Origin of the sequence: Sphingomonas sp. (genome assembly GCF_025353885.1) — a bacterium.
In the GTDB taxonomy this organism is placed as follows: Bacteria; Pseudomonadota; Alphaproteobacteria; order Sphingomonadales; family Sphingomonadaceae; genus Sphingomonas_O.
In genome coordinates this window covers 1-15,962 of record NZ_JANXNX010000023.1, presented here as the reverse complement: position 1 = coordinate 15,962, position 15,962 = coordinate 1, and the positions used below count along the sequence as shown (strand labels likewise).

At 63.7% G+C, this 15,962-nt stretch carries 16 protein-coding genes and 1 pseudogene; 13 read left to right on the top strand and 4 right to left on the bottom strand.

What is annotated here, in order from left to right; all coding sequences use genetic code 11:
• Positions 1-20: 20 nt before the first annotated feature.
• The 6 genes from Q0R02_RS02560 to aroC all read left to right on the top strand — a co-directional run bounded on the left by Q0R02_RS02560 (position 21) and on the right by aroC (position 5,298).
• A complete protein-coding gene (locus tag Q0R02_RS02560; RefSeq protein WP_293880588.1) occupies positions 21-917 on the top strand; it encodes a transglutaminase family protein in 897 nt (298 codons plus the stop codon).
• A 54-nt stretch (positions 918-971) separates the two neighbouring features.
• Positions 972-1,889, top strand: a complete 918-nt coding sequence (locus Q0R02_RS02555; protein WP_293880540.1) for a DnaJ C-terminal domain-containing protein — start codon at positions 972-974, stop codon at positions 1,887-1,889.
• Positions 1,890-1,895: 6 nt separating this feature from the next.
• Positions 1,896-2,921 (top strand): YihY/virulence factor BrkB family protein, encoded by a 1,026-nt coding sequence (locus Q0R02_RS02550; RefSeq protein ID WP_293880538.1) that lies wholly within the window; start codon positions 1,896-1,898, stop codon positions 2,919-2,921.
• Complete coding sequence (gene fabI, locus Q0R02_RS02545) at positions 2,918-3,745, top strand: enoyl-ACP reductase FabI (protein ID WP_293880536.1); 828 nt, start codon at positions 2,918-2,920, stop codon at positions 3,743-3,745. The genes Q0R02_RS02550 and fabI overlap by 4 nt, the downstream gene beginning before the upstream one ends.
• A gap of 72 nt (positions 3,746-3,817) precedes the next feature.
• Positions 3,818-4,237: an endonuclease domain-containing protein gene (locus Q0R02_RS02540; protein WP_293880534.1), complete on the top strand. Its 420-nt coding sequence runs from the start codon at positions 3,818-3,820 to the stop codon at positions 4,235-4,237.
• The gene (gene aroC / locus Q0R02_RS02535) at positions 4,237-5,298 is read left to right on the top strand and encodes a chorismate synthase (protein WP_293880532.1); all 1,062 of its coding nucleotides are present in this window, start codon (positions 4,237-4,239) and stop codon (positions 5,296-5,298) included. The genes Q0R02_RS02540 and aroC overlap by 1 nt, the downstream gene beginning before the upstream one ends.
• On the opposite strand, the gene Q0R02_RS02530 is transcribed toward aroC, so the two are convergent.
• Entirely contained in the window at positions 5,295-6,383 is a 1,089-nt protein-coding gene (locus tag Q0R02_RS02530) for an alkene reductase (RefSeq protein WP_293880530.1), read from the bottom strand. The two genes, aroC and Q0R02_RS02530, sit on opposite strands and share 4 nt — an antisense overlap.
• Before the next feature lie 43 nt (positions 6,384-6,426).
• Here Q0R02_RS02530 and Q0R02_RS02525 point away from each other — a divergent pair, with 43 nt between their 5' ends.
• Positions 6,427-7,320 carry a DMT family transporter gene (locus tag Q0R02_RS02525; protein WP_293880528.1) on the top strand — a complete coding sequence of 298 codons (894 nt, stop codon included), beginning with the start codon at positions 6,427-6,429 and terminating at the stop codon, positions 7,318-7,320.
• Here Q0R02_RS02525 and Q0R02_RS02520 read toward each other — a convergent pair.
• Positions 7,317-7,886 carry a urate hydroxylase PuuD gene (locus Q0R02_RS02520; protein WP_293880526.1) on the bottom strand — a complete coding sequence of 190 codons (570 nt, stop codon included), beginning with the start codon at positions 7,884-7,886 and terminating at the stop codon, positions 7,317-7,319. The genes Q0R02_RS02525 and Q0R02_RS02520 overlap by 4 nt on opposite strands.
• A gap of 96 nt (positions 7,887-7,982) precedes the next feature.
• Between Q0R02_RS02520 and Q0R02_RS02515 the strand changes: the two genes are divergently transcribed.
• Positions 7,983-8,633, top strand: a complete 651-nt coding sequence (locus Q0R02_RS02515; RefSeq protein WP_293880524.1) for a COQ9 family protein — start codon at positions 7,983-7,985, stop codon at positions 8,631-8,633.
• Positions 8,634-8,637: 4 nt separating this feature from the next.
• Here Q0R02_RS02515 and Q0R02_RS02510 read toward each other — a convergent pair whose 3' ends face one another.
• Positions 8,638-10,500, bottom strand: coding sequence for a CshA/CshB family fibrillar adhesin-related protein (locus tag Q0R02_RS02510; protein ID WP_293880522.1), 1,863 nt, complete (start codon positions 10,498-10,500; stop codon positions 8,638-8,640).
• A 114-nt stretch (positions 10,501-10,614) separates the two neighbouring features.
• Between Q0R02_RS02510 and Q0R02_RS02505 the strand changes: the two genes are divergently transcribed.
• The 4 genes and pseudogenes from Q0R02_RS02505 to Q0R02_RS02490 all read left to right on the top strand — a co-directional run bounded on the left by Q0R02_RS02505 (position 10,615) and on the right by Q0R02_RS02490 (position 14,207).
• Positions 10,615-10,857 (top strand): FeoA family protein, encoded by a 243-nt coding sequence (locus tag Q0R02_RS02505; protein WP_293880520.1) that lies wholly within the window; start codon positions 10,615-10,617, stop codon positions 10,855-10,857.
• Between the two features lie 32 nt (positions 10,858-10,889).
• Positions 10,890-12,755: a ferrous iron transporter B gene (locus tag Q0R02_RS02500; RefSeq protein ID WP_293880586.1), complete on the top strand. Its 1,866-nt coding sequence runs from the start codon at positions 10,890-10,892 to the stop codon at positions 12,753-12,755.
• Between the two features lie 9 nt (positions 12,756-12,764).
• Positions 12,765-13,273, top strand: a pseudogene (ssb, locus tag Q0R02_RS02495) (single-stranded DNA-binding protein).
• 7 nt (positions 13,274-13,280) lie between these two features.
• Complete coding sequence (locus tag Q0R02_RS02490; RefSeq protein WP_293880584.1) at positions 13,281-14,207, top strand: bifunctional riboflavin kinase/FAD synthetase; 927 nt, start codon at positions 13,281-13,283, stop codon at positions 14,205-14,207.
• Here Q0R02_RS02490 and Q0R02_RS02485 read toward each other — a convergent pair.
• Entirely contained in the window at positions 14,204-15,079 is an 876-nt protein-coding gene (locus Q0R02_RS02485; RefSeq protein WP_293880518.1) for an LD-carboxypeptidase, read from the bottom strand. The genes Q0R02_RS02490 and Q0R02_RS02485 overlap by 4 nt on opposite strands.
• Before the next feature lie 16 nt (positions 15,080-15,095).
• On the opposite strand from Q0R02_RS02485, the gene Q0R02_RS02480 reads away from it, so the two are divergent.
• Positions 15,096-15,962, top strand: an 867-nt coding sequence (locus Q0R02_RS02480; protein WP_293880516.1) for a Mur ligase family protein, incomplete at its 3' end; no start/stop codon positions are given.

Below are 15,962 nucleotides of genomic sequence, written 5' to 3'. Positions count from 1 at the left end.
AGGCGATCATTGGAGGCCCGATGCGCTATGAAATCCGCCACGAAACGCGCTTTACCTATGCCCGACCCGTCAGCTTTGCGCGCTGCAACCTGCGGCTGAAGCCGATTCTCTGGTCGGGCCAGACGCTGATCGACCACAGCCTGTCGGTCGAACCCGGCGGCCATTTCTCGCTCGCCCGCGCCGATGCCTCGCTCGCCAACGTCACGCGCCTCGTCATCTCGCAACCCGTCACCGAACTGTCGATCGTCAGCACCGCCACCATCGACGTCGACCGCGCCTTGCCGATGCCGTTGCCCTCCGACCCCGACCTCGCCACCGTCGCCGCACTGGCGCGGTCGAACCGCAGCGTGCTGGCCGTCTCGCCAACGAATTATCTGTTCCCTTCGCCGATGATCGCGCTCGACCCCGGCATTGCCGACTGGTGCGCGCAAAGCTTGCACCCGGCGCGCAATTCGCTGGAAGCCGCCATCGAACTGGCGCGCCGCATCCAGGACGAATTCACCTTCGATCCCGACGCGACCAAGACCGAGACCCCCCCGGCCGAAGCGTTCGCGCAGCGCGGCGGCGTCTGCCAGGATTTCGCCCAGATCATGATCTCGGGCCTGCGCTCGGCCGGCCTCCCCGCCGCCTATGTGTCGGGCTATATCCGCACCATCCCGCCGCCGGGCGAGGAACGGCTGGTCGGGGCCGATGCCACCCATGCCTGGGTGTTGCTGTGGTGTGGCCCCGACCGTGGCTGGATCGGCGTCGACCCGACCAACGGCATCTGGATGGCGGGCGACCATATCGTCACCGCCATCGGTCGCGATTATTCCGAAGTCGCGCCCATCGACGGGATTTTCCTGGGGTCGGGGGCACAGACGATGACCGTCGGCGTCGATGTCGCGCCGATTCATTATCATCACTACGGCGCGTAGCTCGGCAAAGCCGCCAGCGTTGCATATGAACGACCCAGCGCATAACTGACCGCCATGGCTGATCCTTATACGACCCTCGGCGTGGCGCGCGGTGCTACCGAAGCCGATATCAAGAAAGCGTATCGCAAGCTCGCCAAGGAGCTTCATCCCGACAAGAACAAGGATAACCCGAAGGCCACCGAACGCTTTTCAACGGTGACCGCCGCCTATGACCTGTTGAGCGACAAGGACAAGCGCGCTCGGTTCGACCGGGGCGAGATCGATGGCGATGGCAATCCCGCTGCCCCATTTGGCTATGGCGCGGGCGGTGGCGGCGGTTTCCGGGGCCAGCCCCAGGCGGCGGGCAGCGCGGATTTCGGCGACATTTTCGAAGGATTGTTCGGCGGGAGGCGCGGCGGCGGCGGCGCGGGGTTCGGCGGTCGTGCCGCGCCCCCGCAAAGGGGCGCGAACATCGGCTATCGGCTGGCCGTCCCGTTCGAGGACGCCGCGTCGCTGGCGCCACAGCGCATTACGCTGGGTGATGGCAAATCGATCGACCTGAAACTGCCGCCCGGGGTTGAGACCGGCACGCAGATGCGTCTCGGTGGCAAGGGCGAACCCGGACCGGGCGGTCCCGGCGATGCCGTCGTCACCATCGAAATCGACACTCACCGGTTCTACAAACGCGATGGCGATGCCGTCCGCCTCGACCTGCCGATCACGATTGCCGAAGCGGTGCTGGGTGGCCCGGTCAAGGTGCCGACCGTCGATGGGCCGGTCATGCTGAACATCCCCCCGGCCTCGTCGTCGGGCAAGGTCCTGCGCCTGAAGAACCGTGGCTTCACCGGCAAGACCGGCGTCCGTGGCGATCAACTGGTGACCCTGATGATCGCCGTTCCCGCGGCGGACGATCCTGTTACCGAAACGCTGAAGTCATGGTCCGAAAGCGAACGCATAAACCTTGGCAACCCGCGCGCCGCATTGGGCGTTTAGGGCGCAATGTCCGATCCATCACCCACCGAAATGTCTCCGGAAGCCCCGCCTCCTGAACCCGCCTCGCAGGCGCCCGATACCTCGCCCCAGACGCCCGAGGCCCGGCGCGAACAGCAACAGGACGGCAATAGCGATGCGATCGGGCATAAACTCGAAAACCTCGGGCCGTTCGCGACGACGTTTGAAGTCGGCAAGCGGGTCGTGGTGGGCGTGTTCAGCGACGGTTTTATCCACGCCGGCAACCTCGCCTATCTGACGTTACTGACGCTGTTTCCCTTTTTCATCGTCATTGCGGCGCTCGCCAGCATCCTGGGGCGCAGTGACGACAGCATCCATGCAGTCAACTCGTTCCTGCTCGGGATGCCCAGCAGCGTCCAGACACTGTTGCGCAAGCCGATCCACGACGTGCTGACGCAAAAGACCGGCTGGCTGCTGCTGATCGGTGGCCTGGTCGGGTTGTGGACCGTCGGCAGCTTTATCGAGACGATCCGCGACATCCTGCGCCGCGCCTATGGCTCACCGTTCACCGCGCCGTTCTGGCAATACCGGCTGACCTCGATCGGGATCATCATCGCCGCCGTCATCCTGATGATGCTGGCCTTCTCGGCGCAGGTCGTGATGACCGCGGCCGAACAGTTCATCTATCACGTCGTTCCGTTTGCCGGGCGCTTCATCGGCTGGATCCAACTGTCGCGACTGGTGCCGCTGTTCGTTGCCTTCGTCGCGCTGTATTTGCTGTTCTGGTCGTTGACGCCGAGCCACTATCGCTTTTCCAAATGCCCGAAATGGCCGGGCGCGCTGTTCACCGCGACCTGGTGGTTCGGTTCGCTGGCACTGTTGCCCTTGGTCCTTGCCAGACTTTCGAATTACGACGCGACCTACGGCAGCCTGGCGGGCGTCATCATCGCGCTGATCTTTTTCTGGTTCGTCGGGCTGGGCATTGTCATCGGCGCTCATCTGAACGCGGCACTGGCGGAACCTCCCGTCTCGACGCTAAAGGACGACCAACGCCGCGATTTGGAGACGCAATGACAGGTTTGATGAAGGGCAAGCGGGGACTGATCATGGGCCTTGCCAATGATCGCTCGCTGGCATGGGGTATCGCCCGGAAACTGAGCGAAGCGGGAGCCGAACTGGCGTTCAGCTATCAGGGAGAGGCGCTCGAAAAGCGTGTGCGCCCGCTGGCCGCCTCGCTCGGCAGCGATTTCCTGATCGATTGCGACGTGTCCGACATGGCCGAACTCGACAAGGGGTTCGAGACGCTGGCGGCGCGCTGGCCGACCATCGATTTCGTCGTTCACGCCATCGGCTTTTCGGACAAAACCGAATTGCGCGGCGGCTATGTCGACACGACGCTCGAGAATTTCCTGATGACGATGAACATCAGTGTCTATTCCTTTGTCGCAGTCGCCAAGCGCGCCTCGGCGATGATGCCGCCGTTCGATCCCGAAACCGGCAAGGGCGGGGGCGCGCTGGTGACGCTGACTTATTACGGTGCCGAAAAAGTCATCCCGCATTACAACGTCATGGGCGTCGCCAAGGCCGCGCTGGAGGCTTCGGTCAAATATCTGGCCGTCGACCTCGGCCGCCATAACATCCGCGTCAACGCGCTGTCCGCCGGGCCGATCAAGACGCTTGCCGCAAGCGGGATCGGTGACTTCCGCTACATCATGAAGTGGAACGAATATAACAGCCCTCTTAAACGCAATGTCACGATCGAAGACGTCGGCGGGGCGGGCCTGTATCTGCTGAGCGACCTTGCCAGCGGCGTCACCGGCGAAACGCATCATGTGGATGCTGGCTATCACGTCATCGGCATGAAAGCCGAGGACGCCCCGGATATTGCACTGGCTTAACATTCTGACACCTCTCCCCTAGGAGGAGAGGGAGGGGCCCGTTGCCTCTCGGCAATGGGAGGGCGAGGGCGCTTGGCAAATTCCAGATATACCGTCGGCGACGGGACGATTGCCCGCGCCTGCAAGCTGCGCCGGGACGCAACCCCCGCCGAACAAAAGCTGTGGAATATCCCGAGAGTAAGTCAGCTTGGCGGTGCCAAGTTTCGCCGCCAGCAACGCGTCGGACCCTATTACGCCGACTTCGTCTCTCAGTCGGCACGGGTGGTCATCGAAATTGACGGCGATACGCACGCAACCAACAGTGGCTATGACACGACGCGAACGGCCTATCTCGTCCAGGAAGGATATCGAGTGCCCCGGTTCACCAACATCGACGTCATGGCAAACGGCGACGGGGTGGCTGCGGTCCTTTTGGCAGCGCTCGCGCCCTCATCCTCCCACTCGGCTACGCCGAGCGGGCCCCTCCCTCTCTCCCGTGGGGAGAGGGAATAATGAGCCACAATAGTTTCGGCCACCTCTTTCGCTTTACGACATGGGGGGAATCTCACGGTCCCGCGATCGGCGTTATCGTCGACGGCTGCCCCCCCGGGCTCGACCTCGCCGATACCGATCTCCAGCCTTTCCTCGACCAGCGCCGCCCCGGTACGTCGCGCTTCACGACCCAGCGGCAGGAGGCCGATCTGGTCAAAATCCTGTCGGGAGTCTTCGAAGGCAAGACCACCGGCACGCCGATCTCGCTGATGATTGAAAATACCGACCAGCGATCAAAGGATTACTCCGAAGTCGCGAATGCCTATCGTCCGGGCCACGCCGACTATGCCTATGACTCCAAATACGGCCTGCGTGATTATCGCGGTGGCGGGCGATCCTCCGCGCGCGAGACCGCCGCGCGCGTCGCGGCCGGGGCCGTCGCGCGGCTGGTCATTCCCGAAGTCACGATTACCGCCCGCGTCATCGAAATCGGGGGCGACCGCGCCGACAATTTCGACGCCGCCCAGATCAGCGCCAACCCGTTCTTCTGCGCCGATGCCGCCGCCGCCGCGCGCTGGGAAATCCTCGTAGACCAGGCGCGCAAGACGGGCTCCTCGCTTGGTGCGGTCATCGAATGTGTCGCGACCGGGGTTCCGGCTGGCTGGGGCGCGCCGCTTTACGCCAAACTTGATGCCGACCTGGCCAGCGCCTGCATGAGCATCAATGCGGTGAAAGGGGTCGAGATCGGCGATGGCTTCGACGCCGCCCGGCTGCGCGGTGAGGATAATGCCGACCCGATGCGTCCGGGCAGCGATGGGCCGCAGTTCCTTGCCAACCATGCGGGCGGGATCGCGGGTGGGATCTCGACCGGCCAGCCCGTCGTCGTCCGCGTTGCCTTCAAGCCGACGTCATCCATCCTGACGCCGGTCGCAACCATCGACCGCCAGGGTAACGCCACCGACATCATGACGAAGGGGCGCCACGATCCCTGCGTCGGGATTCGCGGCGCACCCGTGGTGGAGGCGATGGTGGCGCTGGTGCTGGCCGATCACAGGCTGCGCCACCGGGGGCAAATGGGCTAGGCGTCGGCGGACTCCAGTGCGGGATAGTCGGTATAGCCTTCGTCGCCTTGCGAATACCAGGTCGCCATCACATCGGCGTTGAGCGGCGCGCCGGTTTTCAGGCGCTCGGGCAGGTCGGGATTGGCGAGGAACGCGCGTCCGAACGCGATCGCATCGGCGACCCCTGAATCGAGTGCCGCCTGTGCCGTTTGCGCGGTATAGTCCGAATTCAGCACCAGCGGGCCCCGGAACGCCTTGCGGATCGTCGGTGCGACCGGCTCCACTTCGCCTTTGCCGAAGGTTCCGTCGAAACCGGGCTCGCGCAATTCCAGAAAGGCGATGCCGATCCGGTCGAGCAGCGCCGCCGCTGCGCCGAACAGTTCATAGGGCTGGCTGTCATTGACGCCTTGGGTATCCCCGTTCGGGGAGAGGCGAACGCTGACCCGGTCCGCGCCGATGGTGTCAACCAGCCGCTGCGTCACTTCACCCAGCAGGCGCGTCCGGTTCTCGATCGATCCGCCATATTTATCGTCGCGGAAATTGGCATTGTCGCGCAGAAACTGGTCGATCAGATAGCCGTTCGCCGCATGAAGCTGGACGCCGTCGAACCCAGCTCTGATCGCGTTTTTGGCGGCATGCTCGTAATCGTTTAGCAGGCGCGGGATCTCGTCCAGCGTCAGCGCGCGCGCTTCGGCATAGGGCTGTTTGCCTTGGTAGGTATGGGCGGCGCCCGGGGCGGTGGTCGCCGACGCCGAAACCGGCTGTGCGCCGTCGAGGAAGTCGGGATGCACGATCCGTCCCATGTGCCACAACTGGACGATGATCCGCCCGCCGGCGTCGTGAACCGCCTTGGTCACCGGCTGCCATGCCGCGACCTGCTCGTCGCTCCAGATACCGGGTGCGTAAGGCCAGCCAAGCCCTTCCTTTGAGATGCCCGTCGCCTCGGTGATCAGCAGCCCCGCCGTCGCGCGCTGGGCGTAATACGTCGCCATGCGCGGAGTCGGAATGTGGTCGGCGGTGCTCCGCCCACGGGTCAGTGGGGCCAGCAGGATGCGGTTCGGTGCCTTGATGGCACCCAGGTCGATCGGATCGAACAGCGTCGGCATTTAAGTTCCTTTTTGAAACGGGACTCGGTTCCTGGAGTGCGATATGGGCACCAACCTGATGGTCAACCAACCAGAATCTATTCGCCCCGGTAAAGCAGATTTTGCAGCGCTGCTGGTTGCAAATGTCCTGCTGGCGCTAGGGCCGCTGTTCGTGCGGATCGCCGATGTCGGTCCGGTGGCGACGGGGTTCTGGCGGATGACGCTGGCGTTCCCGGTGCTGGCCCTGCTGGCGGCGCGCGGGGGGCCGGTCAGGCTGTCACGCGGGCTGGTCGTCGCGCTGATCCTCTCGGGCCTGCTGTTCGCCGCCGACCTGGCAAGCTGGCATCTCGGCATCGTCCGCACCAAACTGGCGAATGCCACGCTGTTCGGCAATTCGGCCAGTCTGATGTTTCCAATTTATGGATTCCTGGCCGCCCGCGCCTGGCCGACGCGGCGGCAGGGCGGGGCGCTGGGCTTGGCGGCGATCGGCGGTGTCATGCTGATGGGGCGGTCGTACGAACTGTCGCCCGAACATCTGGTCGGCGACCTGCTCTGCCTGCTGGCGGGACTGTTCTACACGTTCTATTTCGTGATGATCGCCCGCGCGCGAACGGCGCTGGCACCGCTGCCGCTGCTGGCGATCTCGACGTTGGCGAGCACCGTGCCGCTCCTGCTGCTGGCGGTATCCCTCGGCGAGCGCATCCTGCCCTCGGACTGGACGCCGCTGCTCCTGCTGGCCTTGTGCAGCCAACTGATCGGGCAGGGGCTGTTGACCTATGTGCTCGGTCGCCTTAGCCCGCTCGTCATCGGTCTCGGACTGCTGGCTCAGCCGGTGGCGGCTGCGGTCATCGGACTGGTGATATTCGGCGAACGTCTTGGCGCGCCCGATCTTGCCGGGGCAGTTTTGGTCGGGCTGGCACTCATCCTGGTGCGCCAGCCCGACCCGAAAGCAGCCTAAATATTGCCGCCGAGATTCTGCAGGACCATCGCGAACAGCATCGGGATCGACAGCAGCGTGTTGACCCGGCTGAAGATCATCGCGGTCACGCCAGCCTGCGCCTTCACCTCAGGAGCGGCCTCGACCAGGCCCAGGGCTTTCTTCTGGTTCGGCCAGATTACGAACCAGACGTTGATCGCCATGATCAGCGCCAGGTACATGCCGATGCCGATCAGACGGAAGCCTTCTTGGAAGGTGAACGCCTCATGCGCATAGCCCTTCAGGATCGCGACGAGCAGGCCGGTGACCACCGTCGCCAGCGCCGCCCAGCGAAAGTAGAACAGCGCCTTTGGAGCGATATATTTCGTGACGCCGGGTTTAAGTTCGGCAGGCACGGTCGGCATCGTCGGAATCTGCACAAAGTTGAAGTAGTACAGCAGGCCGATCCACATCACGCCCGATATGACGTGCAGGAATGTCATCCAGCCCACCAGGTTGCTGGCTGAATCTGTCCAGAACAACAGCGCCAGCGCCGCCAGAACCCCGACTGCGACGACCGCGTTCAGATTGCCGAAAAACTTTGCCATTTGGAATATGTCCCCTTTGATCACCTTCGGTGGCGATTGACGGAGCGGGTCTAGCATCCCATGTCGCAAGTGTCACCGCATCCCAGAGGCTCCAGCATGACCGACCCAACGCTTGATGAAATGCGCGAATTGCTGAGTGCGGAATTGCCGCACCATGCCGCGTTCGACGGGTGGACGCCGGTCGCGCTTGACCTGGCTGCGCAAGCCACCGGGATCGACCCGGCGATTGCGTCTCTGGCCTTCTCGGGCGGCGCGATCGAAATGATCGATGGCTGGTTCGCCCATATCGACCGCGCGATGTTGGCCGCCGTGCCTCCGCAGCAAATGGCAACTATGAAAATTCGCCAAAAGATCGCGGCGCTGATCGAGGCGCGGATCGACCTGATCGCTCCGGATATCGAGGCGCTGCGCCGGGCGCTCGCCATTCTCACGCTGCCACAGAACCTGCCGCACACTGTCAAACTGAGCTGGCGGGCGGCCGATGCGATCTGGCGCGCGGCGGGCGACACCGCCACCGACTTCAACCATTATTCAAAGCGGACATTGCTGGCGGGCATCTATACCGCGACGATCATGGCGATGCTCGACGACCAGAGCGAGGGGCTGGCCGAGACGCGCGCCTTTCTGGGGCGGCGGATCGACGGCGTCATGCGGTTCGAGAAGTTCAAGGGAAAATTCACCCACAGCGCGCCCGAACGGTTGAGTCTGGCCCGCTTCCTCGGCCGGTTGCGTTACCCGGCAGTCTGAACCGTTATCTGATCTGCGTGAGGAACGAGACGGTAAAGCTGGGCGACCCCGCCGCCGTCGTTCCCGCCATGACGCCCGTCGGCGCGATGCGGATGCCCCTTACCGCGACGTCATAGCCACCGCTGTTGACCGGCGCATAGCTGTACGGCGTGCCGCCACCGGCCTGGTTGGAATAGGTGACATTGGTCGCCGAATTAAACGCCAGGCCGCTTGCCTGGACACCATTGGTAAAAACCACGACCGGGGCCGTTACCGCAAGCGCGACGCCCGACGGCAGTGGATCGGTGACAACCACAGTGCTTGCATCAACAGCCGCAGTCCCGGTGTTCGTCACTGTCACCGCATATTGCACGACGGCACCCGGGATGGCCTTGGGATTGGTCGTCCCGTTGACCGGATCGGAGATGACCAGCGAAGTCTTTACCACCGTCAGCGTGGCTGTCGCGGGCTTTGGCGTGTTGGTGATGGTGCAGTTGATATTGTCGCCATAGCGCGGCGTGACGGTCCCGGGTAGCGTCGACGGCAACACGGTGGGTGAGGTGGTGTAGGTATTGGTGCAGGCGATGCCCGCTGTGTAATAAGTCAGGACTGTCGTGCCTGCCGCGCCTTCGTTCAGGCCATAGGGGGTGGCGGGGCTGACGATGGTGGCGGGGATGGATCCGTTCGTCACGGTTGATCCAGCACCCGTTGTGGTTGTGGTGGCCGTCGTGGTGGAACCCGTTGTCAGGTCGACCGTGAACTGATCGTTGGTGAAGACCCGCGTCCCCCCCAACGCCTTGGCCAAGGCTACGCGCGGCACGGCGGCATTGGTGAAAACGCACGAAACCGCGTCGCCGAAGATCAGGCCCCCGAACGCATAGGATGTTGTCGTCACATTGGTCGGCAGCGGCGTCGTCGATGCAGCGTTCCCGTTGATGCACGTCAGTTTCGAATCATAGCTGGCGAGTGTGCTGCTGCTGCCGGCGGCCATCACTTCGCTCAGCGTAACCGGCAGGGCGGACGCAAAGTTGACGGTGGCATTGGCGAAGGGTCCGGTAGCGGTTCCCGTGGTGGTGCCCGATGTCAGGATGGCCCCGCTCGACGTGGTCGAAATGCGATAGGTGAACTGGTCGGCCGCATTGAAGCGAACGCCGGTGATTGCCTTGTTCAAAGCGAGCGACGCAAACCGGACCGCGAACATGGCCCCCTGCAACCCGCCGCTGACCAGCGTTGCCGAGACGGTGGTCGGGTTGTTTGATCCGACGATATAGCCGCCGACGGTTCCGACCACCCCGGTTTCGGTAAATGTCGTTCCCGAATTGGTCATCGTGGGATAGAGGTTGCCCGAGATCGGCGGGACCGAATCCAGCAATGTCCAGTTCGAACCATTGGTCGTAAATGACAGTGATTCGCTTTCATTGGTCGATTCCGCATCGGCCGCCACCACGGCATAGGCCGTCGCCCGGGCGACCCCGGCCGGCGGGGTAATCGCGATCGCCGAAATCGTCAGAACGACGGTGGTCTGATTGACATTGGTGTAAAGCACCGGCTTGCCCGGGATGCCCAGAAAGGCCGAGTTGCCGACCGCAGCACCCGTCCAGGAGGGCGAGGCAACTGCGGCAACCGCAGTCGCGCCAGTGCTGGTCGCTTTCATGTTGAAGGTCAGCGTCGCGCCATCGGTTAGCGTGATCGAAAAATTCTGTCCCGCCGCCGATCGTGCGGTTGCATCGACGTAGGAACTGAAATCGAGCCAGCAATATGTTTGCCAACTGGGGGGTGCGGTGCCCGCCGAGGTTGCAGGCGCGCATGTTGCTGCGAGCGCCGGTGAAGCGCAGGCAAAGGCCAGCGCCGCGACGATGCGCAATACCCACAACCGAACCCTATTCACGTCGACGCCCACCGCTAGCCCCACCAAAGTGGCTAATTCTATAGGATATAATCGTTAACGGTCGATAGTGCGAACGCACTAGCCCAATCGCGCCGTTATTGATAATCAGTCGCAGTGAATCTCGACGAACTTCCCTTTTCGCATGAAGCGACGATCAGTGCGATCGATTGGGCCGCACTGTCCGAACGCGACGGGCGGCGCCTGCGTGAGCTTGGCTTCGACGAAGGTGTTGCCGTAGAGCCGCTGCATGGAGCCGGTTTTCTGGTGCGCGATCCCATCGCGGTGCGAATCGGGCGCATGACCGTTGCGATCCGACGCGCACACGCCGCCACCATCACGGTCGAGCCACTCGCATGAACATCGCTACGCCGATCATCGCCGCTCCCACCATGCCCATGCTGCCGATGGTGGCGCTGGTCGGCAATCCCAACGCGGGCAAGTCGGCGCTGTTCAATGCGTTGACGGGTGCGCGGCAAAAGGTTGGCAATTATCCCGGCGTCACCGTCGAACGGCATTCAGGGCGCATTGCGCTTCCCGATGGCCGTCCGGTCGAACTGGTCGACCTGCCCGGAACCTATAGCCTGACCCCCTCCAGCCCCGACGAGCGCGTGACTCGCGATGTCGTGCTGGGCGTGCAGGAGGGGGAGCGCCTGCCGTCGGCGATCATCGTCGTGCTCGATGCCTCCAACCTCGACAATCACCTGCGGTTCGCACTCGAACTGATCGCGCTGGGCCTGCCTCTGGTCATTGCGCTCAACATGTTCGATCTGGCGACGCGCGACGGGCTGACCATCGACGTGGCCGCGCTCAGCCAATCGCTGGGGGTGCCGGTGATCCCGACTGTCGCCGTCCGCAAGCGCGGGCTGGAGGAACTGATTGCGGCGCTGGCCCCGCTGCTTGGCAATGGCGTGACCCGGCTGCGGGCGGGCGACGGCACCCCGACCAACACGTTGATCGAACGACAGCGTCACGCGCGGCGGATCGCGCAGAGTGTCACGATCGAATCTAATCCGGCGCATCGCTGGACCGACTCGATCGACCGCGTCGTGCTGCATCCCATTGCCGGGCCGTTTATTCTGGCGGCGCTGTTGTTCACGATGTTCCAGGCGGTGTTCGCGGGTGCGGCGGTTCCCACCGACATGATCGATGGCGGGATGAAGGCTTTGCAGGACGCGGTGATCGCGGCGATGCCCGACACCATTTTTCGTTCGCTGATCGTCGATGGCGTTATAGCGGGCGTTGGCGCGGTGGTGGTGTTCCTGCCGCAGATATTGATCCTGTTTGCCTTTATACTCGTGCTCGAGGCGTCGGGATACATGGTGCGCGCGGCTTTCCTGATGGACCGGCTGATGTCGCGTGTCGGTCTGTCGGGGCGCGCCTTCATCCCCCTGCTGTCCAGTTTTGCCTGCGCGATCCCCGGCATCATGGCGACGCGGACGATCGATGACCCGAAGGACCGGCTGACCACGATCCTGATCGCGCCGTTGATGACCTGTTCGGCACGGCTGCCCGTGTATGCCGTCATCATCGCCGCCTTCATCCCGGCGCGCACGGTCGGGCCGGGAATCGGGTTGCAGGGACTGGTTCTGTTCGTTCTGTATATGTCGGGCATCGTTGGCGCGCTGGTCGCGGCCCTTGTGCTCCGGCGGACAGTGACCAAGGGACCGGCACAAGGTTTCATGATGGAGATGCCCAAATATCAATGGCCTGCCGTGCGCGACCTGGGGATCGGCCTGTGGAGCCGCGCCTATGCGTTCCTGCACCGCGCGGGCACGATCATTGCCTTCACGACGATTGTACTGTGGGCATTGCTCAGTTTTCCCCGCGCGCCCGCAGGGAGTCCCCCCGGGACGCAGGTCAGCCAGAGCATTGCCGGGCAGATCGCCAACGGCCTTGCCTACGTCGTCAAACCGATCGGCTTCAATCGCGATATCGCACTTGCCCTCATCCCCGCGATGGCGGCGCGCGAGGTGGCGGTGTCGGCGCTCGCCACGGTCAACGCCATAGATACGCCGGACGAGACCAAGCGTGACCAGACGCTCGGACAGTCGCTCCGCAGCAAATGGTCGCTGCCGACCGCGCTGGCCTTCCTCGCCTGGTTTGTCTTCGCGCCGCAGTGTATTTCGACGATTGCCGTCGTGCGGCGTGAGACCAATGGCTGGAAATGGCCGGGCTTCATGCTGTTGTATCTGTTCGCACTCGCCTATATCGCAGCCGGAGCAACATATTGGCTCGCGGTTTTCGCCGGCCTCTAGGAGATTCCGGTGGCAGGCAGCGTCAATAAAGTCATTCTGGTCGGCAATCTGGGCAAGGACCCCGAGTCGCGCAGCTTTGCCAACGGCGGCAAGGTCGTGAGTTTTACGCTCGCCACCTCGGAAAACTGGAACGACAAGGCAGCGGTGAAAAACGCGAGAAGACCGAGTGGCATAACGTCCAGATCTTTAACGAGAACATCGCACGCACCGCCGAGCAATATCTGAAAAAGGGTTCGAAGGTTTACGTCGAAGGCAAGCTGCAGACGCGCAAATGGCAGGACCAGTCGGGTAACGACAAATATACCACCGAAGTCGTGCTCGAACGTTTTAACGGCACATTGGTCATGCTGGGCGAGCGCGGTGAGCGTGGCGCGGGTGGTTCGGGCGGCGGCAACGACTGGAACCAGGACAGCGCGCCGCGTGGCAATTTCGGTGGCGCTCGCGGCGGATCGGATGGCGGCGGCGGCGGCCGACCGGCTGCGTTCGACAGCGACCTCGACGACGACGTGCCGTTCTAAGCCACGCATGGAGCGGCTGACAGGGGGCGAGCGGGTCCCCGACACCCTGCGCGGCGGCATCATCGCGCTCGGCAATTTCGACGGGTTCCATATCGGCCATCAGGCCGTGGTGGGACATGCCGTGAAGCTGGCGCATGCCCAGGGGCGACCGGCCATTGTCGCGACCTTCGACCCGCACCCGGTTCACTATTTTCACCCCGATATGCCACCGTTCCGGCTGACCACGCTTGATCAACGGCAACAGCTGTTCAAGGCGGCGGGGGCCGATGCGATGCTGGTGCTGCACTTCGATGAAACGCTGGCAAACGTCACGGCGGACTCATTCGTGCGGGAGTGGCTGGTCGGGCAGACCGGCACGACGGGGGTGGTTACCGGCGAAGATTTTACGTTCGGCAAGGGGCGCGAGGGATCGGTCGCGAGTTTGAAGGGCCTGGGGGCGCCGCTCGGCATGGCGTGCGAGACAGTCGGGCCCGTCAGCGAAGGCGGTCAAGCCGTTTCGTCTAGCCGCATCCGTCAGGCTTTGCAGGGCGGGGATTGTACGACGGCGACCCGGCTGCTGACCCGGGCGTTCGCGGTTCGCAGCGTCGTCCAGGATGGCGACAAGGTTGGGCGGCAACTCGGCTATCCGACCGCCAACCTCGACATGGGTGATTATTTGCGTCCGCGTTACGGCATCTACGCCGTCCGCGCGCGGTTGCCCGACGGCAGGTTGCTCGACGGGGTCGCAAATCTGGGTATCCGACCGAGCTTCGATCCGCCGAAAGAATTGCTCGAGCCTTATTTCTTCGATTTCACCGGCGATTTATATGGGCTTGAGATCGCAGTTGAGTTGATCGAGTTCCTGCGTGGCGAGGCCAAATTCGATGATATGGAGCTGCTGAAAGCGCAGATGGCGCGCGACTGCGATGCCGCGCGGATCGTTCTGAGGCGCTAACCGAACGGAACGACCTTGTTCTCGGCATCGTGGCCGATGTCCGCGCGACCAAGATAGGGAATGCCCGATACGTCGCACCAATGCCGAACGACGGCGACTTCATCCATGCCGAAATCGGGGATGTTGGGCGTGATCGGCGCGCAGCGGCCCAGCATGAGCCCCGCGCATAAGCGGACCTGCGGGTTGGCCGTAATGTGGAACAGGCTGCGGTCGATGGCATACATCGGTTCGTCGACCTCCTCGAGCATGAGCACGCGACCGGTCAGGTCGGGTTGCAGCGCGGTGCCGAGCAACTGCGAGAACACGATCATGTTGAACGCGATGGTGCGCTCGCTGGAGGGAGGGCTATCCGCCATGAACCAGTCGAGCGCGCGCGCCACCGCCGCCGCGCCGCCGACACGGTTGATGTCGGCGGGCATCGGCCCGTGTGCGGGGCGACCGATGCCATCTGCCAGCAGGCCCGCCAGGATGAAACCGGCATCGCTGTAACCGAGGAACGGCTTTCCCCGTGCCGCTTCTCCCATCCGACTGATGGCATTTTCAGCGATCCGGTCGGCACCATAGCCGCCGCGCGCGAACCATATGGCGTCGACCTTCGGATCGTTGGCGGCCTCGACCAGGGCATCCTCACGCGCGCGATCCGGTCCCGCGAAATGTCCCGCCGCCAGGAAACACTGCGGATGAAAGACAATTTCGGGGCCTTCGTCACCGTATCGTTCCGCAACCAGCGCCAGCACGCGCGACGGCACGTCGAGCGGCAAGGTATTGCTCGGCCCGACGACCGCGATCCGCTTCCTGTGCCCCATCATCGCCGCACCCTGCCGATTGTCGCGCATGAAGTCGAGACAGCCGCTCGACACCGTGACGGACAATCGGCATGGAACCCATGTGCGTAAATCCTATTTCTTTTGCGGGATCGGCGGTTCGGGAATGATGCCGCTGGCCCAGATCGTCGCTGCGGCGGGGCATGACGTGGCCGGTTCGGACCGTGCGCTCGACCAGGGGGGAACCGCGCCCAAGTTCGAGGTGATGCGCGCGGGCGGCATCACCCTGTTCGCGCAGGATGGCAGCGGCGTTCAGTTCGTCGATCAGATCGTCGTGGCTTCTGCCGCCATCGAGACAACCGTTCCTGACATCGTGCGGGCGACCGCACTCGGCTGCGCACGATTGACCCGCGCCGAACTGCTTGCCGAATTATTCAATGCCGCCCCGATCAACATCGCGGTCGGCGGGACCAGCGGCAAGTCTACCGTCACCGGCATGATCGGATGGATAATGACGCAGGCGGGTCGCGATCCGACGATCATGAACGGCGCGGTGATGAAGAATTTTGACAGCGGCGCGCGCGTCGGCGCAGGCGACCTGTTCGTCAGCGAAGTCGATGAGAGCGATGGGTCGATTGCCCTTTATCAACCGGGCATCGCGGTCCTGAACAACGTTGCCGTCGATCACAAGTCGATGGCGGAACTGCGGGCGCTGTTCGGCGACTTTCTGGCCCGCGCGGGTTCCTGCGTCGTCAACGCCGACAATGCCGAAGCGCTGGCGATTGCGCCCAACGACGCGCTCACCTTCGGCTTGTCCACCGCCGCCCGCTTGCGCGCGACCGCAATCGTCGAACGGCCCGACGGCGTGGGTTTCACCATCACCGACGCGCGCGGGGCGGGGCCGGTGTCTGCAACTATTGCCGTTCCGGGCCGTCATAATGTCGCCAATGCACTGGCCGCCATTGGGGCTGCCACGCTCGCCGGTGTCGCA